Below are 26,743 nucleotides of genomic sequence, written 5' to 3'. Positions count from 1 at the left end.
TGCCGGCTCCGACACCGTGAGGCGCCCGGTCGACGGCGGGAGGTAGATGTGTCCGTCAGGACCCAAGGGAGTGGACCCGTGATGACCCGTACCGCGCGCCGGACCCGCCGGACCCTTCAGGTGGCCGGTGCAGGTGCCGCCGCCCTGCTGGCCCTGAGTGCCTGCTCGTCGTCCGACTCGGACTCCTCCGCGACGTCGGACTCCGCCACGTCCGCCTCCTCGTCGGACAAGCTGTCCGGCACGGTGACCGTGTTCGCCGCGGCCTCGCTCAAGGAGAGCTTCACGACGCTGGGCAAGGAGTTCGAGAAGGAACACCCCGGTACGAAGGTCACGTTCAGCTTCGGCGGCAGCGACAACCTCGCGGCGAGCATCACCGGAGGCGCCCCGGCCGATGTGTTCGCCGCCGCCAGCCCCAAGACGATGAAGATCGTGACGGACAAGGGGGACACGGTCGGCACCCCGTCGACCTTCGTGCGCAACCAGCTGGAGATCGCCACCCTGCCGGACAACCCCGACAAGGTCACCTCCCTGAAGGACCTCACCGAGTCCGGCATGAAGGTGGTGCTGTGCGACAAGGAGGTGCCCTGTGGCGCCGCCGCACAGAAGGCCCTCGACGCCGGTGACCTCGAGCTCACCCCCGCCTCCTACGAGCAGGACGTCAAGTCCGCCCTGAACAAGGTGGTGCTGAAGGAGGCCGACGCCGCGGTGGTCTACAGGACCGATGTGAAGGCCGCGGGTGGCAAGGTGGAGGGCGTGGAGTTCCCCGAGTCGGCCAAGGCCATCAACGACTACCCGATCGCCCGGCTCAAGGACGCGCCGAACGCCGAGGCCGCCAAGGCATTCATCGCGCTGGTGGAGTCCGCCGAGGGACAGAAGGCCCTGACCGGGGCCGGGTTCCTCGAGCCGTGACGTTCCCGCGCGACACGTCCGACGCCGCGACCGACACCCGCAAGGGTGGGCCGCGGCGTCGGCGTGTCCGGACCACGGCGCGCGGCGTGCCACTGCCGCTGCTGGTGCCCGCACTGACCGGCCTGGTGTTCCTGGGCCTGCCACTCGTCGCCCTGCTGATCAAGGCCCCCTGGCGAAGCATGCCCTCCCTGCTGACGAGCACCGAGGTGTGGCAGGCGCTCCAGCTGTCCCTGGTCTGTGCGACGGCGGCGACCGTGGTGAGCCTGGTGATCGGGGTGCCGCTGGCCTGGCTGCTGGCGCGGGTCGAGTTTCCGGGGCGTGGGCTCGTGCGTGCCCTGGTCACCCTGCCGCTCGTCCTGCCACCGGTGGTGGGCGGTGTGGCCCTGCTGATGGCGCTCGGCCGCAACGGCATCATCGGGACGTGGCTGGACTCGTCGTTCGGAGTCACCCTGCCGTTCACCACGGCGGGGGTCGTGGTCGCGGAGGCATTCGTGGCGATGCCGTTCCTCGTCATCAGCGTCGAGGGCACCCTGCGGGCCGCCGACCCACGCTACGAGGAGGCGGCCACGACGCTCGGCGCCTCCCGCTTCACCGCGTTCCGACGGGTCACGCTGCCGCTGATCGCGCCGGGCATCGCGGCCGGCGCCGTCCTGGCCTGGGCCCGCGCCCTCGGCGAGTTCGGCGCGACGATCACCTTCGCCGGCAACTTCCCCGGCCGTACCCAGACCATGCCGCTGGCCGTGTACCTGGCCCTGCAGAGCGACCCGGAGGCCGCCGTCGCGCTCAGCCTGGTCCTGCTCGCCGTGTCCGTCGCGGTGCTGGCCGGCCTGCGCGACCGTTGGATGACAGCAGGATGACCGAGACCCACGACGCCGCCCACACCCCCCGCGCCGGCAGGTCCGCGGACGGACTCGACGCCCACCTGGTCGTGGACCGCGGCACCTTCCGGCTCGACGTGGCGCTGAGCGTCGCGCCGGGCGAGGTGGTCGCACTGCTGGGCCCGAACGGCGCCGGAAAGACCACCGCCCTGCGTGCCCTCGCCGGCCTGACGCCGCTCACCGGCGGCCGTCTGCGGCTGGACGGTACGGCGTTGGAGCGTACGCCGCCGGAGTCCCGCCCGGTCGGTGTCGTCTTCCAGGACTATCTGCTCTTCCCTCACCTGACCGCCCTGGACAACGTGGCCTTCGGGCCGCGCTGTCAGGGCGTGACGAAGGCGGCGGCGCGGGCCCAGGCCGCCGACTGGCTCGGCCGTCTCGGCCTCGCGGATCACATCGGCGCCAAGCCGCGCAAGCTGTCCGGCGGCCAGGCCCAGCGTGTCGCGCTGGCCCGCGCGCTGGCCACCCGTCCGCGCCTGCTGCTCCTGGACGAGCCGCTGGCGGCGCTGGACGCCCGCACCCGGCTGGAGGTACGCACCCGGCTCCGGCGGCACCTGGCCGCGTTCGAAGCGGTCGCCGTCCTGGTCACGCACGACCCGTTGGACGCCATGGTGCTGGCCGACCGTCTGGTCGTCGTCGAGGACGGCCGGGTCGTCCAGGAGGGCTCTCCATCCGACATCGCCCGCCATCCCCGAACGGACTACATCGCCCAGTTGGTCGGTCTGAACCTGTACCGGGGCGAGGCCGACGGCCACTGCGTCCGCCTCGACGCCGGCCCGTCCGTCACCACCACGGAGGCCGTGTCGGGCCCGGTCTTCGTGGCGTTCCCGCCGAGCGCGGTCACCCTCCACCGCGACCGCCCCCACGGCTCCAGCGCCCGCAACCTCTGGCACTGCGAGGTCGCGGGCCTGGAGACCCACGGCGACCAGATCCGCGCCGACCTCACCGGTGAGCTTCCGCTCGCCGCGGACCTGACCACGGTCGCCGCCGCCGAACTCGATCTGTCCCCGGGCGCGGAGGTCTGGGCGGCGGTGAAGGCGACGCAGACCCATGCGTACCCCGTCTGAGAACGCGCGCGATGCCGGGCGGCGCCACATCTGCGAGCCGCCGCCCACCCCGCGCATCGCGGATACGTCGAGTTCCACCGGCGGCACCGGCCGGCCCCGACTACGGTGGGCCGTGGCAGGACCGAAGCGAGACACACCCTTCCTCTTCGCGTGAGGCGTCCGTCATGAGCCTGAGCATCCGCAATCAGCTCCCCGGCACCGTCACCTCTGTCTTGCCGGGTGGCGTCATGGCGACGGTCGAGGTCCGCCTCGACGGCGGCCGGTACCTCACCGCGGCCATCACGCTGGAGTCCGTCGAGGATCTCGGCCTCGCCGAGGGCTCCGCCGTCCGCGCGCTGGTGAAGTCGACGGAGGTCGCGCTGGCCACGGGCCCGGTGGAGGGGCTGTCCATCCGCAACCGGTTGCCCGGCACGGTCACCGGTGTCGCCACCGGCGGTGCCATGGCCTCCGTCAAGATCACGGTCGAGGGCGGCGAGCTGACCGCGGTGATCACCAAGGACGCCGTGACGGACCTCGGCCTGGAAGCCGGCTCTCCTGTGGTCGCGCTGATGAAGTCGACCGAGGTCGCGCTCGCGACCGTGTGAGACGACGCCGGGGGCGCCGGGGTCCCGGCAACTCCCGTTCCGGATTCTCAGCCGGCGTCGCTTCTCAGCGGCTGTGGCTGCGGCTGGGCGGCACCCTCGGGACGGGAGTTGCCGGGCAGGGCGACGAGACAGCCGAGCATCGCGGCGAGCAGTGCCGCGGAGGACCCGAGAAGGGTCGGGGTGTAGCTGGCCGTCATGTCGAAGAGCAGGCCGGGCAGGTACGAGCCGAGTGCGGAGCCGACCTGGTGCGCCATCGACAGCATGCCGAAGACGAGCCCCAGGGACGCGGCCGGGAAGTTCCGGGTGGCGATCAGATGCGTGGGTGCCACGGTGGCGAAGTCGACGAGGCCGAAGGCGACGCTGATGACCACGAGCCACGCCCCGTAGGGGGCGAGCGCCAGCAGGATCAGGATCAGCGCGCGCACCCCGTACAGGGCGGCGAGGATGCGGGCGCAGCTGTAGCGGTCGCTCAGCGGTCCTGAGGCCACGGTGCCCGCGATGTTCGCCACGGCGAGCAGGCTCACCGCCGTGCCGGTCAGCGCGGTGGAGGCGCCGTGCTCATGGGCGATGGAGACCAGATGGGTGTCCATCAGGCCCGTGGTCGTCACCCCGCACACGAAGAACGGCGCGAGCAGTCCCCACAGCAGCGGGGAACGCAGCGCCTCCCGCGCGGTGGGGCGCCCGGTGTCCTGGTCCGCGTGGCGTTCCGGTACCTCCGTCAGGTCCGGGCCACCGTACGGTTCAAGGCCGCGGTCGGCGGGTGACGACCGCAGCAGCACGGTGACCAGCGGCCCCACGACGGCTGTCAGCAGGACGCCCTCGACAACGAGGGTGTTGCGCCACCCGTAGGCCTCGATCAGGAACAGGGAGAGCGGGGTGAAGACGAACTGGCCCGCACCGAAGCCCGATTCGACCAGACCGAAGGCCAGGCCGCGGCGCTCGGTGAACCAGTGCCGCACCACAAGTCCCGCGGTCACGCCGGAGGCCGCGCTGAAACCGAGCGAGGCGAGCGTGCCGTACAGGAGCATCAGGGCCGGCACGGAGGACGCCATGGACGAAAGCACCAGGCCCACACCCGCGACGAAGATGCCGGCGCAGAGCACCGCCCGGGGACCGAAACGTCCGGAGAGCTGGCCGACGAGCGGCTGTGTGAGGCCGTAGACGAGGTAACTCACCATGCCGATCAGGCTGATGGTGCCGAGGTCGGCGTGGAGCCCCTCTCTCCAGGCGGGGACGAAGGCGCCGAAGGCGATCCGGGCGCCCTGGGCGGTCAGCAGTCCGAGCAGGACCAGGGCGAGCATGCCCCAGGCCGGGTGGACGTGTGGTTCGGTCGCCCTCTTCACGGTTCTCCTTTCGCCAGGGTGCGCAGCGCGGCGCGCAGCGGTTCCGCCTCCTGGGGCGGGAGCAGTTGCAGGAGCTCCGCGTTGAGCTCGGTGACCATGCGCTGCACCTCCTCGCGCAGCGCGGTGCCGGCCTTCGTGAGCCCCAGCCGCACGAGGCGCCGGTCCTTCTCGTCAGGGAACCGGTTGACGAGGCCGGCACGTTCGAGCCGGTCGAGAACGCCGGTGAGAGTGGCACTGTCCATGACCAGACGCTCACGCAACTGGGCCGCGGTGCGGCCGTCCTGTTCCCACAGGCCGGCCAGCACGGAGTACTGAGGAACCGTCAGGCCGAGCGGTCTCAGACGGGATTTCAGTTCGCCGTGCGCCCTCTGGTACGCCTTGCCGAGGGCGAAGATGACGCAGTTATCGATCTCCACGGTTGCCTCCCGCTCTAATCGCTTGCACACGAGACAGTAGTGCACGAGAGGTTTCCGGGTCTTCCTTCACCGGCTTCCGTCTCGCCTGGTGGGACCGGGTGTACTGCACCGCTGGGCAGGGGAGTTGATCATTTCCGCTCAGTGGTAGCCGTGCCGTGCAAGCGACTTGACCGCTGAGACCATGGCAACGCTTCCCCTCGCAGGCCGCTCGCTACGCGGGGGCCGAGTCGAGGGCCAGAAGTCCTTGCACTCTGCCCGCCCGGGTGGCTGAGGCGTGCGGACCGGCGGTGGCCGCCGCCGCCAGTCCGCGGAACACCCGGCCGGTGGGCCAGGTCGAGCCGGCTCCGGAGTGGCGGTACCGGCGGTTCGCCCAGGGACGGCGTTCCGGTAGTGATCTGCGGCGGCGGGGCCGGTGAACCATGCGCCGCAAGGAGCGCAGGAGATGGTCAATGGGCGCGGCGAAGGTCGGTGATGAGGCGGAAGCGCTCCAGAACCACCGGCGTCGTATCGTCCACGGTGAACTCGGGGTCCCCCAGGGCCACACGCATCTCTTCGCTGTGCCAGAACCGTTCGTGGCCCGCCCGCCATTCGGCCACGCCGGTGTGCCCCTCCCCCTCGTCCACGACGTGAGGAAGGCTCACCTGCGCCAGCGGGACAACGTCCACGCCGGTCACCTCGATGACCGCCACCGGGCGGTCGTCCGAGTCGATGACCACCGAACGGCTCCCGACTTCCGGCAGGGACTCCCCCGCATGTTCGTAGTCGACGACGAGCCCTGTCGTGGCGGTCTTGGAACCGTCGAGGATCGCTGCGACGAGCCGGTCTCGCAGTGGGCCGGGGAAGGCGAACTCCGCCCTGGGTACCGAGGTGAGGTCTGCATGTGGTGAGGCGGAGTCAGACGTCATGCGATCACATTGACGTGCTCCCTGGCCTGAAGTCCAGGGATTCCGGCCTGGGTCGGTTGACCCTTGTGGTCACTGCTCACCCGGCACCTCGTCGACCACAGTCGTGGCATGCGGCGTCAGGCCGTGGACCGGATGACGATGCCCGCGGCCGGCCGAAGAGGAGATCAGCCGACATGGACGCGGGGCCGCCGGGCACGGTCCGGTTCGGCCTCGCGCAGCACTTCTCGGGTGACCGGCGCGACCTCGCCCTGGCCGAAGAGGAAGAACCGCAGGAAGTTGGCGAACGGGCTGCCTTCGGTCCATTCGAAGTAGATGTGCGGGCGCTGGCCGGTCTCGTCCCGGACGTGCAGCAGCAGCGCGGCGAGCGCGTTGGGGACACTGGAGCTCTCCAGGGTCAGCACGCGGTAGCGGCCGTGCAGGACCTCTCCGCGCACCCGCAGCCTCGACTCGAACTCGGAGGCGTCCAGGACGGTCACCTCCACGAACAGGAAGTCCTCCCCCGACGGGAGGTCGTTGTCCGAGCGGATCTGTTCCACCTTGTCGCGGTACTCGGCCACGTCCCGGCTGTCGGGCTCGTTCGCGATGAACCGGATGGTCCGGCTGGCCGTGTCCCGGACGAACCGGGCCGCCATGTCGTCGACCTCCACGTCGGTCACCCGCAGCTCGAAGACCCGGGCGAGGCGCGACAGCAGCGACAGACCCATGATGCCCGCGATGAAGCAGGCGCCGATCTTCACACCGTCGGGCCGCTCGACGATGTTCACCGCCGTCGTATAGAGGAAGACCGCCGAGATGACGCCGAAACCGATGGTCCAGCCACGCTGCCGGGCCCGGCGCGCGGCGATGGTCACCGCGACCGCCGCGGAGGTGATCAGGACCAGGACACCCGTGGCGTAGGCGCCGCCCTGCGCGTCGACATCGGCGTCGAAGATCCAGGTCACCAGGAACGCGACGAGGGTGAAGGTGATGACCATGGGGCGGACCGCCCGGGCCCAGTGAGGGGCCATGCCGTAGCGGGGCAGGTAGCGCGGCATCAGGTTCAGCAGACCGGCCATCGCGGAGGCTCCGGCGAACCAGAGGATGAGGACGGTCGAGGCATCGTAGACCGAGCCGAACGCGGATCCCAGGTACTCGTGGGCCAGGTAGGCCAGGGCCCGCCCGTTGGCTGCCCCGCCGGGGTCGAACTCCTTCTCCGGAATCAGCAGCGTCGTGATGAAACTACTGGTGATCAGAAAGACGCTCATGATCACGGCGGCCGTGGTCAGCAGCTTCTTCGTTCCGCGGATCCGCCCGGCGGGCCTCTCCTCGGCGTCCCCGGGCGCGCCCTGGACGTGGGGCATGACGGCGACGCCCGTCTCGAAACCGGAGAGTCCCAGCGCCAGCTTCGGGAACACCACCAGCGCGATGCCCACCATCAGCAGCGGACTGCCGTGCTGCTCGGTCAGCGCGTGCGACCAGTCGCTGATCACCTGCGGGGCCGTGATCACGTGCCACAGCCCGACCACCACGACCACGGCGTTCAGCGCCAGGTAGGACGCGACGAGGACCACCGCCAGCCCGATGGCCTCCCCGAAGCCCTTGAGGAACACCGCGCCCAGCAGGGCGACCAGCAGCAGCGTGATGAGGACCTCGTGGCCCTCCAGCGTGTGGGTGAAGTGCGGGTTCTCCACCAAGTGCGCCGTGGCGTCGGCCGCCGACAAGGTGATCGTGATGAGGAAGTCCGTCGCCGCGAATCCCAGCAGCGTCAGGACGAACAGTTTGCCCTTCCAGAACGACAGCAGCCGTTCCAGCATGGCGATGGAGCCCTCGCCGTGCGGACTCTCCTCGGCGACCCTGCGGTACACCGGCAGGGCCCCCACCAGGGTCAGTACCACCAGCACAATCGTGGCCAGCGGGGACAGCAGTCCCGCCGCCAGGGCCGCGATTCCCGGCTGGTATCCCAGCGTCGAGAAGTAGTCCAGCCCTGTCAGGCACATGACCCGCCACCACGGCGCCCCGCTGTGGGCTTCCTGCTCGGCCTCGTGTGCCGGGCGTTTCCGGGTGTCGGCGGTCAGCCCTTCCAGCAGCCACTCCCGCAGGCGACTCGAGCGGGTGGGGGTAGCCATGTGCGCGGCTCTCCTGTCGTACGGCAAGGATCAGCCGTCAAAAGGACGGCTGGGTCAGCGTACGCAGATCCCGGCCGCACACCCGGGCAGGAGCGGATCTTGACACATCCTAACGGCGGCGGGAGCCTCCGCCGGAGAACCGGCGGAGGCTCGGGGCGCGTGGCCGCTCAGCCCTACAGGCCGATGTCGCGCCGGCTCATGTCGTCCAGCGATTCACGGCGTATGAGGACGCGCGCCCTCCCCTGGGCCACGGCGATCACGGGCGGCCGGCCGACCAGGTTGTACCCGGAGGCCATGGACAGGTGATAGGCGCCCGCGGCAGGGACCGCGAGCAGGTCCCCGGGACGGACGTCTCCGGGCAGCGGCACACCGTCCGCCAGCACATCACCCGCCTCGCAGTGCCGGCCCACCACCGTGACGAGGCCGGGCGCCGCCGCGGATCGACGGCCGATGAGCCGGGGGGTGTACCGGACCCCGTACAGCGCGGGCCTGGGGTTGTCGCTCATCCCGCCGTCGACGGCGACGAAGGTGCGCTCCCCCGTGCGCTTGACGGCGAGTACCCGGTAGACGGCGACCCCGGCGGGCCCGATCACGGCGCGGCCCGGCTCCAGGGTGAGCCGGGGCACGGGCAGCCGCGCCCGGGCGCAGCCGTCCTCGAGTTCGGCCCGGACGCGCCCGGCCAGGATGCCCACCGGGAGAGGGCGCTCACCGGGCCGGTAGGCGATGGCGTGCCCGCCGCCGATGTCCAACTGGGGGAGTTCGACGCCGTGCTGGTCGCGCACCCGGGCCAGCAGGCCGACCATGCGCCGTACGGCCGCCACATACGGCTTGACCGTGGCGATCTGGGAGCCGATGTGGCAGTGGATGCCGACCAATTCCAGGCGGGGCTGTCCCAGGATCCTGGCCACGGCGTGCTGGGCCGATCCGTCGGCGATCGACAGGCCGAACTTCTGGTCGTCGGTGCCGGTGCGTACCGCGGTGTGGCCGCCGGCCGCGATGCCCGGCACCACGCGCACCATGATCTGCTGCCGGCTGTCCGGGGGGACGATCGCCGCGAGCCGTGCGATCTCCGAAGCGCTGTCGACGACGATGCGCCCGACGCCGAGGCGTACGGCGGCCCGGAGGTCGTCCGGACTCTTGGCGTTGCCGTGCATCACGATGCGCTCCGGTGGGAATCCGGTGGCGACCGCGAGTCCGAGCTCCCCCGCCGAGCAGACGTCCAGGCCCAGGCCCTCCTCCCTGACCCAGTGGGCGACGGCGCGGCTCAGAAACGCCTTGGCCGCGTAGACGATGTCCGCGTCGGGGAATGCCGCGCGGTACGTGCGGCAGCGTTCCCGGACCTCGTCCTCGTCGAGGAGATAGACCGGCGTGCCGAACCGGTCGGCGGCCTCGGCCAGCGATACCCCACCGACGGTCGCATCGCCGTCGGCAGCGGACCGGGCGGAGGCCGGCCAGATGGCGAAGTCCTCGGCGTCGTCCCGCCGCGGCACCGGGCCGACCGGGTCCGGGCCGACCGGGTCCGGGCCGACCGGGTCCGGTGAGAGTGAGATGGTCATGACGCTCTTCCTTCAGCCGATCAGGAGGTCGATGCACGAGACGACGGCCGCGGCCGCGGTGACGCGCAGGGCGCGGAGGTGCCGCGGGTCCCAGTCGGGCCACGCTCGCTCGGGTTCGCTCCGGGCGACCGGAGCGGGTGCGGAGAACTGCGGGTCCAGGGTGAGGGCGGTGACGCCGGCCGGTGCGGCGAGAGCCCGCAGGGCCGGGAGGGAGATCCGTACCCAGTCCTGGTCCTTCCCCAGGGCCTGGAAGAGCCTCTCCTCGGAGGTGAATCCGACGGCCGTGCGGCCGCCGGGTGGGGTACGGAAGAAGCGGGCCGCGCAGCCCGCGGGTCCCGACCGGACGGGAACGAAGAGCGGTCCGGCCGGGACGGGTTCGGACGGCTCGGGATCCTCTGCGTGATCACTCGGGGACATGGAATTCCTCCACGAAGACATCGACTGCGCCCTGCCACTCGGAGGGCCGCGGACGCTGCAGCGAAGCTATGCCCGGAGAGCGGGACATGGCCCCCGTCATGACGCATGCTTGATGCGCCGGCCCGCATGCTGACGCGACGTTGACATGGCGAGCTGTCGCACGGCGGTGTGGCCCGTTCCGGCGCTTCCCTTTCCTCTGGTGCACCGCTCCTCTGGTGCACCGCCGAGCAGAGAGAAGCACCGGGGTTCGGCCTCCCGACTGCGGGAGCGAGGTCCGGTGCCTCGTGTCGCAGCGGACGGTGCCGGAGGGCGAGGTTCCTTCGCCCATGCGCCCATGCGCCCATGCACCGATGCGCCGAAACGTCACGGGCAGCGCCCCTCGGTCACCATGGCACTGCGCCCAGGGAGCACCGGCACCGCGGAGGGGGTCCGTACGCCGCCGGGCGGTTCCTCTGCGGCCACGAGTGAACTCAGTGCCAACACAATCGTGCACGCTGCGCTCACGACCCACTGGCCGCATTCCTGCATCGTGATGCGAGGCCGACGAGGGGCGGTCGTCCGGTATCGCGCCGACAGCCTCGGGCGAACCGGCGTTCCGGACGGGCGGGCAACCCAGGTGCAGGGAAAAGGAGTTCCCCGCCCGGCGATGGACCGGGCCCGCGGCGACAGCAACTGCCCTGAAGCGGTCAGTCATACGGTGATTCGCAGTTTCCATGGGAGGAATCCATGCGTACGCTCACATCAGCGGCAGCCCTCGTCGCTACCGGCGGCCTCACGCTCGGCCTGATGGCCGCACCGGCATTCGCCACCCCCACCGTCTCCACCTCTCCGGCCACGGTGCAGTCCGGAGGAGTCGACAGCCCCGGATGGGCCACCCATGTGAAGAACGCCAAGAACGTCGCCGACTCCGGTGTACCGAATCCGAGCAGGACGGTTCGCTGCACTTTCGTCTACTCGGAGAACGGCAGGAAGACCCACGGCAAGGTGTGTTTCGATCCGAGCGGCGACAAGTTCTACGTCAAGGACATGCGGGCCGACGGCATGAGCATCTACATGCGCGTCATGTACGCGGGCAACCCGCAGACCGTCTTCGACTGCAGGGATTTCAAGGGCAGCGGCGTGGGCTGGACGGCTTGCGAATTCTCCGGGGAGCTGAAGGAGAACCGGCGCATCAACTTCAACGCCTTGGCCTACAAGGGCAACATCCTGACGTTTGAGGGCCTGACCGGGACCGCGCAGAACTGAACGACCGGACGGGGACCTCTTGACGGCTTCCCTCGCCAACGGGTCCGTTTGCTGCGGTAGGCGATGACGTCTCATTCGCCTGCTGCGTAGCACGGTCCGGCCGGCCAGGGCAGTCGCTCGGCGGTCGGCCCGATGCGGGGCTCGTGGGATGGAAGCCGCGGCCCACCCGGTCAGCTGCGAGTGGGGCGCCCGATCGTGATCGGGCGCCCCACTTCCCTCCTGGATGCGCCGGGCAGTCACCCGACGGTGGGAGCCCGTCCGCACGGCTCAGCCGGTCTCACCAGCCCGTCGCCCCCGAGCCTCGCCGTCCGTTCGGCCAGGCTCACGTCACCACACGTCGGCTCAGCCGCCAGGAGTCCGCGACGCGTCGATCACGACGTCTGCCATGGCGCGAGCCATGCGCTGATGGAATTTCCACAGGAAGGGGTCCTTGGGGCTGGGAGCGCCGAAGAAGCCTTGCGGCGTCACCCGTCGGGCGTGCTCGCCGCCCTTCCGCCACTCCGTCAGGTCCTCCCGGCCCAGGCCGGTCGGCTTCAGTCGTTCCATGGCGTCGTAGTCGACGATCTCGGGGAACCAGCGCATCATCAGTGCGCTTTCGATCTCTTCCGCGTGCACACCCAATTCACCGGTCAGCTCCAGCCCTTCGAACAAGGGCTGCATGGCAAAGGCACCCAGGACAGGCGGCTGCGCGGCATCGCCGAGCCGGTCGGCAATGAAGTCGGGTTCCACCAGCACGACACCGGTATGCCCCTTCTCGTGCTGGCGCCGCACGACGTCCAACAGCATCTGGTTGTGGGCGATATCCCCCTGGTGGTTGATGACGAAGATGCGCTCGAAACCATCCGTGGCCAGGGAGTCCAGGATGTCGGTATGCAGTGCGACTGCTGTCTCGGGACGGGTGCGGAAGGTCCCGGCGAAGCTCGCACAGACCTGATTGATGCCCCAGAAAACCGGCGGAGCGATCAGCGTCTCCACCCCACGCCGCTCCAATTCCGCCTTGACGAGCCGACACAGTTGATAAGCGCCGTAGGCATCGGTGCCCAGCGGCAGGTGGGGACCGTGCTGCTCTATGACACCGGTCGGCAGGAGCACATACGCTCCTCGATCGACCGCCGCCTCGACTTCCGGATACGTGAGGTCGGCCATCGTTTCAGCAAATATCGAATACCCGGTGGTCACCTGGGTCTCCTCCCCCTGAACTCGTGTGAGCCCGTTCCGGGCCACGCAATGATCTTCACGTCCGGGTGAGGACCCGCGCGATCACCGGTCATGACGGCAGCGCAGTGCGGATCTTGGAGGAAGTGCATATACCCACGGCGTCCTGGTGATCTGTGCAGAACGCTCAGCCCCAGGTGAGCGGGTCGAGATGGAGGTAGAAGCGCAGGCGGTCGCGGTCCGGGGAGATGCCGTACCGTTCGGCGAACGCCCCGTCCGCGGCCCGAGCCTGCTCCTCGTCCGCCCAGGTCTCTCGCGCACTGGCGAAGACCAGAGCCAAGTCGGCGTAGCGGTCGGCCGTCCCGAGGCGGCCCAGGTCGATGAAGCCCGACACGTCGAGGGTCCGCGGATCGAGGATGATGTTGGGCAGGCACAGATCCCCGTGACAGACGACCGTGTCGGCGGCCTCCTGGTCTCGCCGCCGAGGGACCTGCCGGGTGAGGCGGGTCAGCAGCTCCGGGGGCGGCGTGTGCTGCTGCTCCACGGGAAGGAACGCCGGGTTCACGCCGTTCCGGGCCACGACGTCGTGCGCCACGGCGACCATGGTGTCCAGGCCCCGGCGGAACGGGCACTCCGACACGGGCACCTCGTGCAGGCGACGCACCGCGTCCGCGATCCGTTCCCAAGCGGCTCGCAGGTCCTCAGCGGTCATCCGGTCAGCAGGGACACCGGGGACGGCACTGGTGACCAGGCAGGCGCCGGCGTCACCGGAGTACCACGCGAGCACGCGGGAGCCCGGTACGCCCTGACCGCTCAGCCATGCGATCCGGTCGCGCTCGCCCGTCAGGTCGGCTGCGTCAGCGGCAGGCACGCACTTGGCGTACCGGGTGGCGTCGGCGCTGCGAAAGACGGAGGCCCCCGACTCCCCCGCGGTGACCGGCAGCCACTCGCCACCCACGCCGAGCAGCGCCGGCGACAGGGCCCGGAGCCCGGAGTGATCACTCATGGCGGCCACCCTAGTCAGCCCGCACCGCGGCTCGGGATCGCAGGTTCCCCGTCCCTGCCATGGCCGGGGCCGACAAGCGGATGCCGGTGACGCCCCCGGGCCCCTTCCCCGACCGGCCCCCTTCCCCCGACCGGCCCCCAGGGGTGACCGGGGGGCTGCGTGCACGTGCCGGGACCGGTGGGGGTGAGATCATGGAAGGTGTCTTTTCGGCAGATGCTGGACATCCAGCGTTCATGGAGACCAGGGCGCGCACTGGTGCTCATCCCGCTCGGGCTGATCATCGCGGTCTGCGCGGTCGACATCCTCGCTCCCCCCGACATCCATCTGGGGCCCCTCCTGGTGGTGGCCCCCGCGATCACAGCGGCCTTTGCCGGCCCCCGTCTGGCGGCCCTGATCGGACTGCTGGCCATCACCGCCCAGGTCGTGATCGGCGTGGCCCGCGGCGTCCTGGCCACCGAGAACCTGCACGCCCAGATCGCCGCCCTGAGCCTCGTATCGGTCATGGTCGTGGTGTTCTGCCTGATCAGAGACCGGCACGCGGATCAGCTGAACCAGAGTCGCTCGATCGCCCGGACGGCGCAGGATGTGCTGCTCCGCCCGCTCCCCCAGCGCAGCGGGCCGCTGGAGATCGACTCCCTCTACCTCGCCGCTGAGGACCAAGCCGTCATCGGCGGCGACCTCTTCGCGGCGGCCCGCACCACGACCAGTACACGCCTGCTGATCGGTGACGTCCGGGGCAAGGGCCTGCCGGCGATCAGCCATGCGGCTCTGCTGCTCGGCGCCTTCCGCGCCGCGGCTCACCGGCAGGCCACGCTGACGAACCTCGCCATCCACCTCGACGGCGCCATGCGCTGGGACGCCGGCCAGTGGCGGACCGATCCGGCACCGGACACCGAGGAGTCCTTCGCCACGGCGATCCTGCTCGACCTTCCCGACGACGACCCCGTGGTCCACACCGTCACCTGCGGCCACCCGCCGCCCATGATCCTCCGCGACGGCCAGGCCACTCCCCTCCCGGTCAACCGGCCCGCGCCGCCCCTGGGGCTGGGCGGTCTCCCCGGCGCACCCGAGTACAGCATCGAGACCTTCACCTTCCGCCCCGGGGACCTGCTGCTCCTCTACACCGACGGGGTGCTGGAGGCGCGTGACGCGGCAGGCCGCTTCTACCCGCTGGCCGAGCGAGCGGCCGGGTGGAGCGCCCAACCGCCCCGAACGCTGGTCCGGCAGCTGCGGGACGACCTCACACGTCACGTCGAAGGACGTATCGGCGACGATGTCGCGGCGGTCGCGATCCGGCACCGCCGGCCCTGACCCCGCCCACCCGGCAACCCGATGCCGGGGGCGGCGGACCGACGGGCCCGCTTCCCCGGCCGGTGGTGCGAACGACCCGCGGCCGCGGACGGTCAGACTCCGTCCGCGACCGGTTCCCTCGACGCGGTGGGATTCCGGCTGACCAGCAGCCGGTGGTGCACCCTGGGCCCCAGGGCGGCTGTTGTGATCACGATGGCCGCGGCGGCGACGAAGGTGGCGCCGTCCAGGTACGCGCCCACGAGCAGTTGGGTCAGGAGCGCGGCGGCGACCAGGGCCAGTTTCGCGAGCATCAGGCGTGGTGCGGAGAGGTCGGGCCGCGCCGAGGGGTGGACGGCGCGGGCCCGCAGCCGGTGGGCCCGGCGGATCTGTACGGGGATGCTGAGGAGGAGGATCAGGAGTCCGACGGCGGGCATGACCGGGGACCGGGCGGCGTGCGGGTCCAGCAGGTGGCCGAGCAGGTTACTGGCACCGAAGGCGACCGTGATGATGACGAGCCGCGCCGTGATCAGTTGGGCTATGACCGGTCCGGGGCGGGCGGCCTCGTAGAGCTTGTGCAGGAGGCGGCGATTGGTCCGCAGGAGTACGGGCGGGAGGATCAGCAGGATGGCGAGCGTGCGCACGGCGCGTTCCCACGCCGGTGCGTCGCCTTCCCCGATCCAGGTGAATGCCATGAACGTGCCGATGCCCGCGTAGGCGACGCGCAGTTTGAGGGCGCCGGCGGCTGCTGTGTCGTCGGTGCGGGCGGTCTTGCGGCGAGCCTTCATGAAGCTCCTTCGCAGGAATCAGGTGGGCACCGGACGGTACGGGGCGCGGGCGGTGCAGGGCCTCGGACGGACGGAGCACCGGACGGTACGGGGCATCGGACGGTACGGGGCATCGGACGGTACGGGGCACCGGCACGCGCACCGCTGCCCCGCCGACGGCCCGGCAGCGGACCACGGCCGCTGCCGGGGCGGTTCGGCCGGCCGGATGGAAGGCCGCCGGGGTTCCGGTCAGTCGGTGTCGGGGTCGGGGTCGGGGTCGGTGGCCGCAGGAGCCGGACCGGCGGTGATCCCGGCGAACAGCCACTGCAGGGCGTTGGGGAAGAGATCTTCGGGCACGCCGGACGGGTCGATGCGCCGCTGGCGCACCAGGCCGTCGAACAGGGCCGTCACCACGGTGGCCACGGCCTCGGCGGAGACCTCGGCGGGGGCGCCGTGCTGGGCGAGGGACGTACTGATCACTTCTTGGAGTGCCTGGCGAGGTGCGCTCAGGTTGGCTGCCATGGTGTCCAGGACGTGCGGATTGCGGACTGCGTAGAGCCAGAACTCGGCCTGTAGCGGGGCGAAGTCCATGTCCTTGTCGGCAACGTCGATCAGGAGTCGGCCGACTTCGGCAGCGGCCTCCCCGGTACCCGCCGGATGCCGCTCCAGCGCCTGGGCGGCTTCGGCGATGCGACCGGTCTGGCGATGGGAGAGCAACTCGAGGAAGAGCGCCTCCTTGCCGCCGAAGTTGGAGTACAGCGCACCGATGGAGAAGCCCGCCGCCTCGGCGATCTCCTCCACGGAGGCGCCGGTGAAGCCCTTGCGGGCGAAGACCCGCGCCGCCGCCTCCAGCAGGAGCGCACGGGTCCGCGCTTTGGCCTCCGCCCGGCTCAGTCGCCGAGGGGCAGACGTATCACTCTCAGTGTTCACATCGAAGAGGCTATTCACATAGCGATCGCTATGTCAACGCTCGGATGGCGTGTACAGTCCCGATAGCGATCACTATCCGAATATCGATCGCTATCACACGGTGGATGGTCACTGACCAGGTGGACGGTCGCTGGCCTGCCGCCCACGGCGCACACGCCGCCGCGCCGCCCTTCGGCCTGCGAGGAAAGGGAAAGAGAGATGATCACGCAGTCCCCGCCTCAGCCCCTGCCACAGCCCCTGCGGCTCGTGGTGGACCTGAACCGCTGCCAGAGCTACGGACAGTGCGTCTACGCCGCCCCGACGGTCTTCCGGTTCCATGGCGAGGAATCGCTGGAGTACGACTACGCCCCCGGAGCCGGCGTCCGCCGCGAAGTCGAGCGGGCCGCTGCCGCCTGCCCCGTCCAGGCGATCACGCTCGGCGGCGCCACCGAGCCCGCACCCGGTACCAACGGAGACGACCGGTGACCGCGTCGGGCCCGGCAGGGCTGCGTACCGGTCGGATCGTGGTGGTCGGCGCCTCCCTGGCCGGGCTGCGCGCGGCCGAAGCCCTGCGCGATGAAGGGTTCGCCGGGGAACTCACCTTGATCGGGGACGAGCCCCACGAGCCGTACGACCGGCCGCCGCTGTCGAAGGCGGTGCTGTCCGGGCGGCTGAGCTGCGACCGCATCACGCTGCCCCGGGTCCGCAACATCGACGCCCGCTGGCTGCTGGGCACCCCCGCCGCCGGACTCGATGTGCCGGGCCGCCGGGTGGAGTTGGCCGACGGCCGGCGGGTGGAGTACGACCGGCTGCTCATCGCCACCGGCACCCGGGCGCGCCCCTGGCCCACCGACTCCGGGGGCGGCCTGGAGGGTGTGCATGTGCTGCGCACCCGCGAGGACGCCCAGCGGCTGCGCGGCGCGCTGACGACCGGGCCGTCCCGGGTGCTGGTCATCGGCGCGGGTTTCACCGGCGGCGAAGTGGCCTCCGCCTGCCGGGAGTCGGGGCTTGCGGTGACGGTGACCCAGCGCAGCGCGGCGCCGATGGCCGGTGCGCTGGGCGGGGCGATCGGCCGGGCCGCGGCCGGCTGGTACCGCGAGGCCGGGGTGGACCTGCGGCTGAACACCACGGTTCACACCCTGGAAGGCGACCCCTCCGGCCGGTTGCGCCGGGCCGTGCTGTCCGACGGCACGGTGGTGCACGCCGAGGTGGCGGTGGTCGCCACCGGCCCGCTGGCCAACACCGAGTGGCTGGCCGGCTCCGGGCTCGCCGCCGACAGCCGCGGCGTGGTGAGCGACGGTGGCTGCCGGGCGTTGGCCGCCGACGGGCGGCCGGTCGGGGAGGTCTTCGTCGCCGGTGACGTCGCCCGCCGGCCGCACCCCCTCTACCCCGGGGAGTTGCTGCGCCTGGACCACTGGGACAACGCCGTCGCCCAGGCGCGCACCGTCGCCCACAACATCACCCACGACCGGGGCGAGAAGCGCATCCACCAGCCGCTGCCCGCCTTCTGGTCACAGCAGTTCGGCCGCTACCTCAAGTCCGTCGGTGTGCCCGCCCTCGCCGACCGGGTCGTCGTCACCCAGGGCTCACTCGACCAGCAGCGGTTCGTCGCCGCGTACGGCCTCAAGGGCAGGATGGTGGGCGCCGTGGCGGTCGACTCCCCCCGTGTGCTGGACGGTTACGCCGCGCTCACCGAAGCGCGCGCACCCTTCCCGCCCGTGCTGGGCGCCACCGACGGCCCGGACCGCCTCGACCCCGTCGACGCCGGGTTTCCCGGCCGTGATGCCCACCGCACCCGGGACCACGGCATCCACACGTCGCCGGCCACCGCGCCCGCCCCGACCGCACACCGGTGAACGGAGAGCTCTCATGACCACATCCACGGCACCCTCGGCCGGCGACCTGTTCGCCCAGGTCCTGCGGCAGGACCACCGCGCCGACCCCTACCCCTCCTACGCCCGGATGCGCCACCGGCCGGTCGCCCGGCTGGACGACGGCTCCTGGCTGGTCAGTGGCTACCGGGAGATCCGGCAGCTGCTGCACGACCCGCGCAGCAGCGCCGACCGCCTCGACCCGCAGAACAAGATCCCCAAACCGGCGAGGAGCCTGCTCATGCAGGACCCGCCTCTGCACGACCAGTTGCGCCGGGTGGTCACCGAGGAGTTCATCCCCCGGATCATGGGCATGCGCGACCACCTCGGCGAGCTGGTCGCCCGGCTACTCGACGCCCACATCAGCGACCGCCCCGGCAGGCTCGACGTCGTCGCCGATCTGGCCTACCCGCTGCCGGTCACGGTGATCTGCGAACTCCTGGGCGTGCCCCCCGAGGACGAGGCCCTCTTCGGCAGCCTCGCCCGGCGCCTGACCCGGGGCCTGGACCCCGTCGACACCCAGACCGAGGAAGAGCTGCGCGCACTCGACGAAGCCCGCGGCGAGTTGGTCGCCTACCTCGAAGGGCTCATCGCCGAGCGCCGCACCGACCCCGGCGACGACCTGCTGTCCGGCCTGATGTTCCACCCGGATCCGGACGAGGTGATGAACCCGGTGCAGCTGCGTGTCACCCTCGGCCTGCTGCTGATCGCCGGACATGAGACCACCGTCAACCTCATCGCCAACGGCACCCTCGCCCTGCTGCGCAACCCCGACGCCCTGGCCCGGCTGCGCACCGATCCGGACCTGGCCACACCGCTGGTGGAGGAGGTGCTGCGCTACGACCCGCCCGTGCAGATGTCCGCCCGCAGCGCCCTGGCCGACATCGACCTCGCCGGAACCACCATTCCCCGGGGCTCCCGCATCCGTCTCATGCTCGCCGCGGGGAACCGGGACGCCACACGGTTCGACGACCCCGACCGGTTCGTGCCCGACCGTGCCGACAACGCCCATCTCGGCTTCGGCGGCGGCCTCCACTACTGCATCGGCGCCACCCTGGCCCGCGCGGAAGCACAGATCGCCTTCACTGCGCTCGCCCGCAGGCTCCAGGCACCGCGCCTGGTCACCGACCCGCCGCCGTACCGGGAGAACGCCATTCTGCGCGGTCCGGAACAGCTGCTGGTCGCCTTCGACGGCCTCGGCCCGGACCACGCACCCGCCACCTGACCTCCGGTGGGCCGGGACCGGCAGCCTCGGTTGGCCCCTGGTGGGTCGGGGAGGCTGCCGGGGACGCGCCCACCGCCGGCGTGGCCGCGTTCAGCTCCGCCCTCCCGGCGGCGACGGTGGCCGCGAGGGCGGAGCGCCGAGCGGCCGGTGAGTCACGAAGCCGCGCGAACCGCCGGCCGGGCCCTCAGGGGCGCGGTGGGCGGGTGCGTGCGGCGATCAGAGCGGTCGGGGCCGGGTCCGCAGGGTGGTGGGCGGTCAGCGGTGGCGCCGGTATGAGTTCCCGGTCGGGGCTGCCGACCGTGGAGGAGGGGGGCGGGCTCTCGGGGCACGGCACGCCGAGGTCCTTCTGCTCCGGCAGGAGTCGTCCCGCCGGCGCGGCCGTCCCGTCCCACCGTTCGGTGGTCCGCACATAGCCGACGATCACTGAGGTCATCGCCAGCAGGAGCAGCGGTCCGAACACCCGCGGATGTCCGCTCATCTCCAGCGGCAGATAGCGGTACGACAGCAGGAGCCCGGTGAAGACCGCCGCGCCGTAGGCGACCAGTCGGATTCCCGACCGGTCCCAGCCACGGGCGTGCGAGCGCAGTGCCGTCTCGATGGTGAGCGTGAACACCACGCCGGCCACGAGGTCCACGCCGTAGTGGTAGCCGAATCCCAGGGTCGCGCCCAGGGTGGCGATCAGCCAGAACGTGCCGCCGAGCCGGAGGAACCGTGGACCCTTGCGGGAATGAATGAAGATCGCGGTGGCCCACGCCGTGTGCAGGCTGGGCATGCAGTTGCGCGGAGTGGTCTCGTTGAAGGGCATCGACTGCGGGGTGCCGATCGGCACCGGCGTGTTCGGCCACAGGTCGGCCACCGCCCACTGCCCGCCGTCGGCGCCGTAGGCGAAGATCGGTCCGACCACCGGGAAGATCATGTAGATGCCCGGTCCGAGAAGGCCGATGACCAGGAACGTGCGCACCAGATGGTGGGCCGGGAAGCGGCGCTCGACCGCCACATGACGCAGCTGGTACGCCGTGACGACGACCGCGGCCACCGCGAGCTGGATGTAGACGTAGTCGAGAACGTGGGCGCCGATCGGGCCGGCGGCCTGGACGATCCGGCCTGCCACCCACGACGGGTCGCCCAGCGCGTGATCGGCGGTGGCCAGGTACTGATCGAGCACCGTCGGGCGGGTCTTCGATGTGATGAGCAGCCAGGTGTCACCGGTCTTGCGGCCGGCCACCAGCAGCAGGGCCAGCCCGACACCCTTCAGCAGCAGGGTCCGTTCCCGGCCTGTGCGGCGCGTGACAGCGATGACCGCACAGGCCAGAACCACCCACAACGCGCCGTTGCCGAAGGGGTGGCCGGCGCCCGGTGCCGCCTCGACCGGCCACCGCAGGAACAGGAAGACGGCATCGATGCCGATCGCGGCACCGACCGCGATGAACCGTTGCCGCCAGGTGAGCACCACCATCATCAGCGCCATGCCCGCGTACAGCAGGGGACCCGACTTGGGGGCGAAGATCACCTCTCGCGCCTGGTTGGTGATCGGCCCCGGCTGACCGAAGCGACGCGCGGCGATCTCCAGCGCGACGAGGAATCCGAGGGCCACCACACCCACCACGGCCCACAGGACCGCCCGCGGTGGACGCGCCGCGCCGGAGGAAACTTTGGAGTTTATTCGCGAGAGCACCCGCGATGCTATAGGTATCAATTATTTGACCGATTTGTCAGTTGTTGGCCGAATGACTCACTTTTCGCGCTGGATTGCCTGGCTTTCTAGTCAACAGTGGACGATCAGGGCGATCGTCCGTAAGTTCGATCATGTTATCGGAGCGAGCGGCTGAGGTCTGCTGGTTACGCGTGATAAGACGGGCCGACCTGCCCGGCGCTCGATGACCAGCACTTCGAGGGGGCCGTGAAGCTCCCGCCCACGGCGGACAGCGAGCGCGCCGTGGGCCGCTCAGCAGCCCCGAAGCGCTCATGCAGGGCCGTGGACCGGCAGCCCGGGCAGGGTCATTGACCTCGGCAGACCGGGGCGATCCCGGGCGACCGGGTGCAGGTGCGACCGAAAGGAACGACGGTCGCCCGGCCGCCGCGCAGGCGAGGGTGCGCCCCGGGACGGGGACGGCTCAGCCGTCTCGCCATCCACCCCTGACGCCTCATCACCTCACCAGGTGCAGCGCCCCTATGAGCCGCGCGGCCGCTCCCCCGGCCCGACTCGCCGCCGGCAGCCGGGTGCAGCCGCCCGGCTGCCGTCAGGCGAGAGTGCCCGATACCTCAGCCCTTGCCGGAGCCCTTCACGACACCCTCGGGTTCACCCTGCGACCGCCAGCCGTGGACCAAGAGGTCGAACGCCGTCTCCACGGCAGCGCTCGGGTCGCGTCGGCCCTTGATCAGGGTCGGCACCTCCAGGACGAACCGCGCGAGCGCCGAGCACGCGAGATCGTCCGCCTCCCGGCCGAGTTCCTCCGCGATCGCGGCGCCGAGGGCGCTCGCATGGCGCATCCACATGCGCTCCGCGTACTCGCGGAGCGCGGGCGTCCGGTCCACCAGCGCGGCGAACCGGCGCAGACGAGGGTCCGCCGCGACGGGCACCCAGGACGTCAGCGCGTGGGCACGAAGCGCCTCGACGACACTCCGGCCCCCGGGCCGCTCACGGATGGCGGCGATCAGCCCTGCCTCGACCTCTTCCTCACGGTCGAAGACCAGCGCCTCCTTGCTCGGGAAGTGCGCGAAGAGGGTCGTCGTCGACACGTCGGCCCGTTCGGCGACGTCGCGGACGCTCACTCGCTCGAAACCGTGCTCCAGGAAGAGCTCCAGGGCTGCGTCGGCGATGGCCTGCCTGGTCGCGGCCTTCTTGCGCTCGCGACGACCAACGGTCGGAGAGTCGGGCATGGCGTCACCGTACCCCACGACTGGAACAAGACAGAAACTGGAACCGTTGCACTTATGGACTGGTTTCTGTTTTGCTGGCTGCCCTGGGGCGCCGCCCCGTGGGGGTCGCGGCACCGCTGTCGCCGCGCCGCGGCGCCATCGGGAGCCCCACCGACGAAAGGAGTCCGGCCGTGGACTCTCCGACGCCCGCGGGCGCGCGGATCAGCATCATCGGCGCCGGCCCGGGAGGCCTCACGTGCGCGCGCATCCTGCAGCGGCACGGCATCGCGGTGACCGTGTACGACCGCGATCCGCAACCGAACTCCCGCAACCAGGGCGGCTCGCTCGACCTGCACCCGGAGGACGGTCAGCTCGCCCTCCGCGAAGCGGGCCTGCTGGCGGAGTTCTTCGCACTCGCCCGGCTCGAAGGGCAGGAAATGCGCCGGATGGACCCGGCGGGGCACGTCCTCGCCCACCATCGGCCGGACGAGGGCGAAACCGGCACCCCCGAGATCGACCGCGGACAACTGCGCGACCTCCTGCTGCGTTCACTCGCTGCGGGAACGGTTCAGTGGGGGCGCGCTCTCACCTCGGTGAGCGGACCGGCCGACGGGCCCCGAACCCTGACGTTCACCGACGGGACGGCCGTCGAGGCGGATCTCGTGATCGGTGCCGACGGCGCCTTCTCCCGCGTTCGCTCCGCCGTATCGCCCGCGACACCGCGCTACACCGGGGTCAGCTTCCTCGAGGCACGGTTCGACGCCATGGAGCGGGCACACCCCGAGCTGTCCCGACTGGTCGGGAAAGGCAGCGCCCACATCGCCGACGGCGAGCGGGGACTGTTCGCACAGCGCAACAGCGGCGGCCACATGCGCGTCTACCTCATGCGGCGCGTCCCCGCGGACTGGATCGCGGCGAACGGGCTCCGCCCCGAGGACACCGGAGGCATCCGCGCGCATCTGCTCCGCGAGTACGCGGCCTGGTCACCGCGGTTACTCCGGATGATCACCGACAACGACGGCGCCTACGTCGACCGTCCGCTCTTCGCCCTGCCGGTACCGCACACCTGGGAGCACTCGCCCGGCGTGACACTCCTGGGAGACGCCGCACATCTCATGCCGCCGCTCGGCGTCGGCGTCAACCTCGCCATGCTCGACGCCTGCGAACTCGCGCTCGCACTCGCCTGCTCCCCCACCATCGGCCACGCCGTCCGGCGCTACGAGCAGTCGATGCTCCCGCGCTCGGCCGAAACGGCCCGGGCACTCGACGGCGGTGCCGAGCATCTGCTCTCCGTGCCCGGCCCCGACGAGATCGCCGGGTTCGACCCGGCCCGGGCCTGACACGCGCCTCCGCGAAGGCGGGCGCCGCCGGTCCACAGGAGGCCGGCGGCGCCGCGGGTGGTCAGGAGCAGGGCTTGTAGAACTGCTTCCAGCCGTCGGTGGGCATGGACGGCGGCTCGCCCGTGGTCGCGAAATCGCCGTACTTCACCTGCTGTTCGTAGACGTAGCTCCCCGGGCCGCTGCCCGGCTTCGTGAGGCGCACGTCCCGGTCCAGCCCTCCGTCGCCGGAGTTGTTGAGGATCGCGAGGTCCGGGTACGCGTCGCCGCCGTAGTTGGCGATCCGGAGCTGCTTGGCCTCGCCGTGGTCGCCGATGTCGGAGTGCCGGGCGTGGGCGGACTTGAGGTTCGACCGCTTGAGCGGGCCCGGGCGGTATTCCGCGAGGCGCGCCGTCGCGGGGTCGTCCCCGCCGGCCGGCTTGACGATGTTGACGACCATGTCCAGGGTGCCGTCCTTCTGGAAGTCGGCGACCGCGGCGGACGCGATCTCCCCCCGCTTGGCACCGAGAAGCTCGCCGACGGCGTGCTTCGCGCCGAACGTACCGGTCGCGGTGCCCCACTGGACCGTCATCCTGGTGCCGGTGTGCCCCGGGTTCACGATCTTGTCCGGGCGGCGGTCACCGTCGAGATCGCCGACCAGCGTCGTGGCGTCGGCCAGGCACGGGACCGCCGTCGCGGCCGGCTTGCCGGAACGCTTTAAGGCGTGCGCCTCCGCCGAATTGACCTGGTAACCGGCAGCGATGAGGATCAGGGCAGCGGCCGCGACCGGCGCGGCGATCAGACGAGAGTGCTTGTGCAGCATCTTCGACTCCTAACGTCGTTGCTGCCGGGTGAGATGCCGGTGCCGTTCTGCGCGTTCCTGCCCGATTCGCCGTATTACACAACCGTGACGCGCAAACCGGCTCCCGCGTGACGTGGGCGACGCGCGCCGCGAAGCCCGACGATCCTGCCGAACCTGAAGCGTGCTCGCAGCGGTTGCCACACGCCTCCGAGCTGCACCGACAGTGTCCGGAACCGCTCCCGTTCCTCCGGCCTCCCTCTGCCGTGCGGCCGGAGGGCTGGGGAAGGTCCGTCCATCGGGGCTGCACGCCACCGACCAGAGAGTCACGGCCCCACAACACGAAAGCGCCGCCTTCCGCCGCCGTGGGGTGTCGCGGTTACCGACACCAGGGGCGGCGCCGCTTCGGGGCCCGGCTTCTCCGGCCTCCACCCGCTGGTCCGACCGAGCGAACCGGCGCACGAACCCGGCCCCAAGAGTCGTCCGCAAGGCATGCGAGGCAGTGGTTCCGTCGCGCGATCGCACGACCCCCACCCCGCCCCTACCTGACATGCGTCGGCAGGAGTGATCCAATGACCCCAAATCACCATATGGCGCGATTCTCTGGATCCACGCACGACGAAGCGAGGAAACATGGCCGACGACACCGTTGACGCGAGACCTCCACAAGAGCTGAAAGCCGATGCGATCAGCTTTCTCGACGCGCTCGTCATCGGACTCAACGCCACCTCCCCGGCGTACTCACTGGCCGCGGTCATCGGTCCGGTCGTGGCACTCGTGGCGATCTACGCCCCCGGGGTGATGCTCGCTTCGTTCGTGCCCATGCTGCTCATCGCGTCCGCGTTCTACTACCTCAACCGGGTCGACCAGGACTGCGGCACGACGTTCTCGTGGGTCACCCGGGCCATGGGCCCCTGGGCGGGGTGGCTCGGTGGCTGGGCCATCGCGATGACCGGGGTGCTCGTCGTCGGATCGCTGGCCGATGTCGCCGTGAGCTTCGCGCTGCTCGCCTTCGGCCTCGACAGCTGGGTCGACAACGAGGTCGTACGCCAGATTCTCACCGTGGCACTGATCCTCGTCATGACCGCCATGTGCGTCATCGGCACCGAGCTGTCGGCCAGGGTGCAGAACGTACTGATCCTCCTTCAGGTCGTCTTCCTGCTGATCTTCGTGGTGGTGGCGCTCTACAAGGTCTACAACGGAACGAGCGCCTTCGATTCCATCGAACCGAAGTTCGGCTGGCTGAACCCCTTCGGGGCGGGAGGCGCCTCGCTGACCAGCGGGCTGCTGCTGGGCGTGTTCATCTACTGGGGCTGGGAGTCCGCGGTCAACCTCAACGAGGAGACCGAGAACTCCGCCACCGCGCCCGGCAAGGCCGCGGTCTGGTCGACGATCGTGCTGCTGGTGACGTATCTGTCGGTCGCCTTCGCCGTCGTGGCCTACGCCGGCACGACCTTCCTGGCCGACAACGCCGAGGAGGAGGAGTTCATCTTCGCGCTGCTCGCCGGCGAGGTGATGGGCGGCTGGGACTGGATCGTCCTGCTGGCGGTGTCCACCTCCGCGCTCGCCTCCACCCAGACCACGATCATCCCGGCCTCGCGCACCGCGCTGTCCATGGCCCGGCGCCATGCGCTGCCCGGCTACTTCGGCCGCATCCACCCCCGGTTCCACACCCCGGATGTGAGCACCTGGTGGGTCGCGGGCATCGCCATCGCCTGGTATCTGGTGGTCCGCCAGATCAGTGAGAACGCGCTCTTCGACTCCCTCACCGCGCTGTCCCTGCTCATCGCCTTCTACTACGCGCTCACGGGGCTGGCCTGCGCGGTCTACTACCGCCGCCACCTCACCGAGAGCCTCCACAACTTCCTCCTCATCGGGGCCGGCCCGCTCATCGGGGCCGGGCTGCTGGCGTGGCTGCTCGTGGAGTCCATCGGCGACATGGCCGACCCCGCGAACTCCTACAGCGGAGTCTCCTGGTTCGGCCTCGGCCCGCCCCTGGTCATCGGTATCGCGATCTCCATCGTCGGCGTGGTGATCATGATCGTGTGGCGGCTCCTCTCCCCCGTCTTCTGGTCGGAGCGCCCCGGCGTCGCCGACCCCGACCTCGTGCACGGCAAGGAGTCCTGA

24 protein-coding genes are annotated in these 26,743 nt (G+C 70.8%); 11 read left to right on the top strand and 13 right to left on the bottom strand.

The window, feature by feature from the left end; genetic code table 11:
• The first annotated feature begins 81 nt into the window (after positions 1-81).
• From modA to ABT112_RS25025, 4 genes are all read left to right on the top strand, one after another.
• Entirely contained in the window at positions 82-909 is an 828-nt protein-coding gene (gene modA / locus ABT112_RS25040; protein WP_351513152.1) for a molybdate ABC transporter substrate-binding protein, read from the top strand.
• Complete coding sequence (locus ABT112_RS25035; protein ID WP_351513150.1) at positions 906-1,766, top strand: ABC transporter permease; 861 nt, start codon at positions 906-908, stop codon at positions 1,764-1,766. Before modA ends, ABT112_RS25035 begins: the two co-directional genes overlap by 4 nt.
• Positions 1,763-2,851, top strand: a complete 1,089-nt coding sequence (locus ABT112_RS25030; protein WP_351513148.1) for an ABC transporter ATP-binding protein — start codon at positions 1,763-1,765, stop codon at positions 2,849-2,851. Before ABT112_RS25035 ends, ABT112_RS25030 begins: the two co-directional genes overlap by 4 nt.
• A 164-nt stretch (positions 2,852-3,015) precedes the next feature.
• Positions 3,016-3,435 (top strand): TOBE domain-containing protein, encoded by a 420-nt coding sequence (locus ABT112_RS25025; RefSeq protein ID WP_351513146.1) that lies wholly within the window; start codon positions 3,016-3,018, stop codon positions 3,433-3,435.
• Between the two features lie 47 nt (positions 3,436-3,482).
• Here the strand turns inward: ABT112_RS25025 and ABT112_RS25020 are convergent, their stop codons facing one another.
• The 6 genes from ABT112_RS25020 to ABT112_RS24995 all read right to left on the bottom strand — a co-directional run bounded on the left by ABT112_RS25020 (position 3,483) and on the right by ABT112_RS24995 (position 10,177).
• The gene (locus ABT112_RS25020) at positions 3,483-4,778 is read right to left on the bottom strand and encodes an MFS transporter (protein ID WP_351513144.1); all 1,296 of its coding nucleotides are present in this window, start codon (positions 4,776-4,778) and stop codon (positions 3,483-3,485) included.
• Positions 4,775-5,194 (bottom strand): MarR family winged helix-turn-helix transcriptional regulator, encoded by a 420-nt coding sequence (locus ABT112_RS25015; RefSeq protein ID WP_351513142.1) that lies wholly within the window; start codon positions 5,192-5,194, stop codon positions 4,775-4,777. Before ABT112_RS25015 ends, ABT112_RS25020 begins: the two co-directional genes overlap by 4 nt.
• A 446-nt stretch (positions 5,195-5,640) precedes the next feature.
• Positions 5,641-6,099, bottom strand: coding sequence for an ASCH domain-containing protein (locus tag ABT112_RS25010; protein ID WP_351513140.1), 459 nt, complete (start codon positions 6,097-6,099; stop codon positions 5,641-5,643).
• A gap of 164 nt (positions 6,100-6,263) precedes the next feature.
• Positions 6,264-8,204, bottom strand: a complete 1,941-nt coding sequence (locus ABT112_RS25005) for an APC family permease (RefSeq protein ID WP_351513138.1) — start codon at positions 8,202-8,204, stop codon at positions 6,264-6,266.
• A 173-nt stretch (positions 8,205-8,377) separates the two neighbouring features.
• Positions 8,378-9,760: a diaminopimelate decarboxylase gene (lysA, locus tag ABT112_RS25000; protein WP_351513136.1), complete on the bottom strand. Its 1,383-nt coding sequence runs from the start codon at positions 9,758-9,760 to the stop codon at positions 8,378-8,380.
• 12 nt (positions 9,761-9,772) lie between these two features.
• Positions 9,773-10,177 (bottom strand): SAV_915 family protein, encoded by a 405-nt coding sequence (locus tag ABT112_RS24995; protein WP_351513134.1) that lies wholly within the window; start codon positions 10,175-10,177, stop codon positions 9,773-9,775.
• A gap of 726 nt (positions 10,178-10,903) precedes the next feature.
• Between ABT112_RS24995 and ABT112_RS24990 the strand changes: the two genes are divergently transcribed.
• The gene (locus ABT112_RS24990) at positions 10,904-11,422 is read left to right on the top strand and encodes a hypothetical protein (RefSeq protein ID WP_351513132.1); all 519 of its coding nucleotides are present in this window, start codon (positions 10,904-10,906) and stop codon (positions 11,420-11,422) included.
• A gap of 342 nt (positions 11,423-11,764) precedes the next feature.
• Here the strand turns inward: ABT112_RS24990 and ABT112_RS24985 are convergent, their stop codons facing one another.
• Both ABT112_RS24985 and ABT112_RS24980 read right to left on the bottom strand, forming a co-directional pair.
• The gene (locus ABT112_RS24985; RefSeq protein WP_351513130.1) at positions 11,765-12,601 is read right to left on the bottom strand and encodes a creatininase family protein; all 837 of its coding nucleotides are present in this window, start codon (positions 12,599-12,601) and stop codon (positions 11,765-11,767) included.
• A gap of 163 nt (positions 12,602-12,764) precedes the next feature.
• Complete coding sequence (locus tag ABT112_RS24980; RefSeq protein WP_351513128.1) at positions 12,765-13,583, bottom strand: APH(3'') family aminoglycoside O-phosphotransferase; 819 nt, start codon at positions 13,581-13,583, stop codon at positions 12,765-12,767.
• Positions 13,584-13,796: 213 nt separating this feature from the next.
• On the opposite strand from ABT112_RS24980, the gene ABT112_RS24975 reads away from it, so the two are divergent.
• A complete protein-coding gene (locus ABT112_RS24975; protein ID WP_351513127.1) occupies positions 13,797-14,894 on the top strand; it encodes a PP2C family protein-serine/threonine phosphatase in 1,098 nt (365 codons plus the stop codon).
• Between the two features lie 92 nt (positions 14,895-14,986).
• Here ABT112_RS24975 and ABT112_RS24970 read toward each other — a convergent pair whose 3' ends face one another.
• Both ABT112_RS24970 and ABT112_RS24965 read right to left on the bottom strand, forming a co-directional pair.
• Complete coding sequence (locus tag ABT112_RS24970; RefSeq protein ID WP_351513125.1) at positions 14,987-15,658, bottom strand: hypothetical protein; 672 nt, start codon at positions 15,656-15,658, stop codon at positions 14,987-14,989.
• A 228-nt stretch (positions 15,659-15,886) separates the two neighbouring features.
• Complete coding sequence (locus ABT112_RS24965; protein WP_351513123.1) at positions 15,887-16,567, bottom strand: TetR/AcrR family transcriptional regulator; 681 nt, start codon at positions 16,565-16,567, stop codon at positions 15,887-15,889.
• Between the two features lie 198 nt (positions 16,568-16,765).
• Here ABT112_RS24965 and ABT112_RS24960 point away from each other — a divergent pair, with 198 nt between their 5' ends.
• From ABT112_RS24960 to ABT112_RS24950, 3 genes are read left to right on the top strand one after another with little or no spacing between them, the layout of a single operon-like run.
• Positions 16,766-17,032: a ferredoxin gene (locus ABT112_RS24960; protein ID WP_502975434.1), complete on the top strand. Its 267-nt coding sequence runs from the start codon at positions 16,766-16,768 to the stop codon at positions 17,030-17,032.
• Positions 17,029-18,402 (top strand): NAD(P)/FAD-dependent oxidoreductase, encoded by a 1,374-nt coding sequence (locus ABT112_RS24955; protein WP_351513121.1) that lies wholly within the window; start codon positions 17,029-17,031, stop codon positions 18,400-18,402. Before ABT112_RS24960 ends, ABT112_RS24955 begins: the two co-directional genes overlap by 4 nt.
• Positions 18,403-18,415: 13 nt before the next feature.
• Positions 18,416-19,642: a cytochrome P450 gene (locus tag ABT112_RS24950; RefSeq protein WP_351513119.1), complete on the top strand. Its 1,227-nt coding sequence runs from the start codon at positions 18,416-18,418 to the stop codon at positions 19,640-19,642.
• Between the two features lie 184 nt (positions 19,643-19,826).
• On the opposite strand, the gene ABT112_RS24945 is transcribed toward ABT112_RS24950, so the two are convergent.
• On the bottom strand, positions 19,827-21,317 hold the full coding sequence (locus ABT112_RS24945) for a phosphatase PAP2 family protein (RefSeq protein ID WP_351513117.1): 1,491 nt from the start codon (positions 21,315-21,317) through the stop codon (positions 19,827-19,829).
• A gap of 587 nt (positions 21,318-21,904) precedes the next feature.
• On the bottom strand, positions 21,905-22,522 hold the full coding sequence (locus tag ABT112_RS24940) for a TetR/AcrR family transcriptional regulator (RefSeq protein ID WP_351513116.1): 618 nt from the start codon (positions 22,520-22,522) through the stop codon (positions 21,905-21,907).
• A 170-nt stretch (positions 22,523-22,692) separates the two neighbouring features.
• Here ABT112_RS24940 and ABT112_RS24935 point away from each other — a divergent pair, with 170 nt between their 5' ends.
• Complete coding sequence (locus ABT112_RS24935; RefSeq protein ID WP_351513114.1) at positions 22,693-23,841, top strand: FAD-dependent oxidoreductase; 1,149 nt, start codon at positions 22,693-22,695, stop codon at positions 23,839-23,841.
• Positions 23,842-23,902: 61 nt separating this feature from the next.
• On the opposite strand, the gene ABT112_RS24930 is transcribed toward ABT112_RS24935, so the two are convergent.
• On the bottom strand, positions 23,903-24,640 hold the full coding sequence (locus ABT112_RS24930; protein WP_351513112.1) for an FG-GAP repeat domain-containing protein: 738 nt from the start codon (positions 24,638-24,640) through the stop codon (positions 23,903-23,905).
• Between the two features lie 609 nt (positions 24,641-25,249).
• Between ABT112_RS24930 and ABT112_RS24925 the strand changes: the two genes are divergently transcribed.
• Positions 25,250-26,743: an APC family permease gene (locus tag ABT112_RS24925; protein ID WP_351513110.1), complete on the top strand. Its 1,494-nt coding sequence runs from the start codon at positions 25,250-25,252 to the stop codon at positions 26,741-26,743.

This window comes from Streptomyces sp. NPDC002055 (genome assembly GCF_040296705.1).
GTDB lineage: Bacteria > Actinomycetota > Actinomycetes > Streptomycetales > Streptomycetaceae > Streptomyces.
The sequence above is the reverse complement of the archived record's forward strand: the minus strand, read 5'-3'. Positions and strand labels throughout refer to the sequence as shown.

Coding starts and splice junctions, on each gene's coding strand:
- modA (WP_351513152.1), top strand. CDS start 82: ATGACCCGTACCGCGCGCCGGACCCGCCGGACCCTTCAGGTGGCCGGT.
- ABT112_RS25030 (WP_351513148.1), top strand. CDS start 1,763: ATGACCGAGACCCACGACGCCGCCCACACCCCCCGCGCCGGCAGGTCC.
- ABT112_RS25025 (WP_351513146.1), top strand. CDS start 3,016: ATGAGCCTGAGCATCCGCAATCAGCTCCCCGGCACCGTCACCTCTGTC.
- ABT112_RS25010 (WP_351513140.1), bottom strand. CDS start 6,099: ATGACGTCTGACTCCGCCTCACCACATGCAGACCTCACCTCGGTACCC.
- ABT112_RS25005 (WP_351513138.1), bottom strand. CDS start 8,204: ATGGCTACCCCCACCCGCTCGAGTCGCCTGCGGGAGTGGCTGCTGGAA.
- lysA (WP_351513136.1), bottom strand. CDS start 9,760: ATGACCATCTCACTCTCACCGGACCCGGTCGGCCCGGACCCGGTCGGC.
- ABT112_RS24995 (WP_351513134.1), bottom strand. CDS start 10,177: ATGTCCCCGAGTGATCACGCAGAGGATCCCGAGCCGTCCGAACCCGTC.
- ABT112_RS24990 (WP_351513132.1), top strand. CDS start 10,904: ATGCGTACGCTCACATCAGCGGCAGCCCTCGTCGCTACCGGCGGCCTC.
- ABT112_RS24980 (WP_351513128.1), bottom strand. CDS start 13,583: ATGAGTGATCACTCCGGGCTCCGGGCCCTGTCGCCGGCGCTGCTCGGC.
- ABT112_RS24975 (WP_351513127.1), top strand. CDS start 13,797: ATGCTGGACATCCAGCGTTCATGGAGACCAGGGCGCGCACTGGTGCTC.
- ABT112_RS24970 (WP_351513125.1), bottom strand. CDS start 15,658: ATGAAGGCTCGCCGCAAGACCGCCCGCACCGACGACACAGCAGCCGCC.
- ABT112_RS24960 (WP_502975434.1), top strand. CDS start 16,766: ATGATCACGCAGTCCCCGCCTCAGCCCCTGCCACAGCCCCTGCGGCTC.
- ABT112_RS24950 (WP_351513119.1), top strand. CDS start 18,416: ATGACCACATCCACGGCACCCTCGGCCGGCGACCTGTTCGCCCAGGTC.
- ABT112_RS24940 (WP_351513116.1), bottom strand. CDS start 22,522: ATGCCCGACTCTCCGACCGTTGGTCGTCGCGAGCGCAAGAAGGCCGCG.
- ABT112_RS24930 (WP_351513112.1), bottom strand. CDS start 24,640: ATGCTGCACAAGCACTCTCGTCTGATCGCCGCGCCGGTCGCGGCCGCT.
- ABT112_RS24925 (WP_351513110.1), top strand. CDS start 25,250: ATGGCCGACGACACCGTTGACGCGAGACCTCCACAAGAGCTGAAAGCC.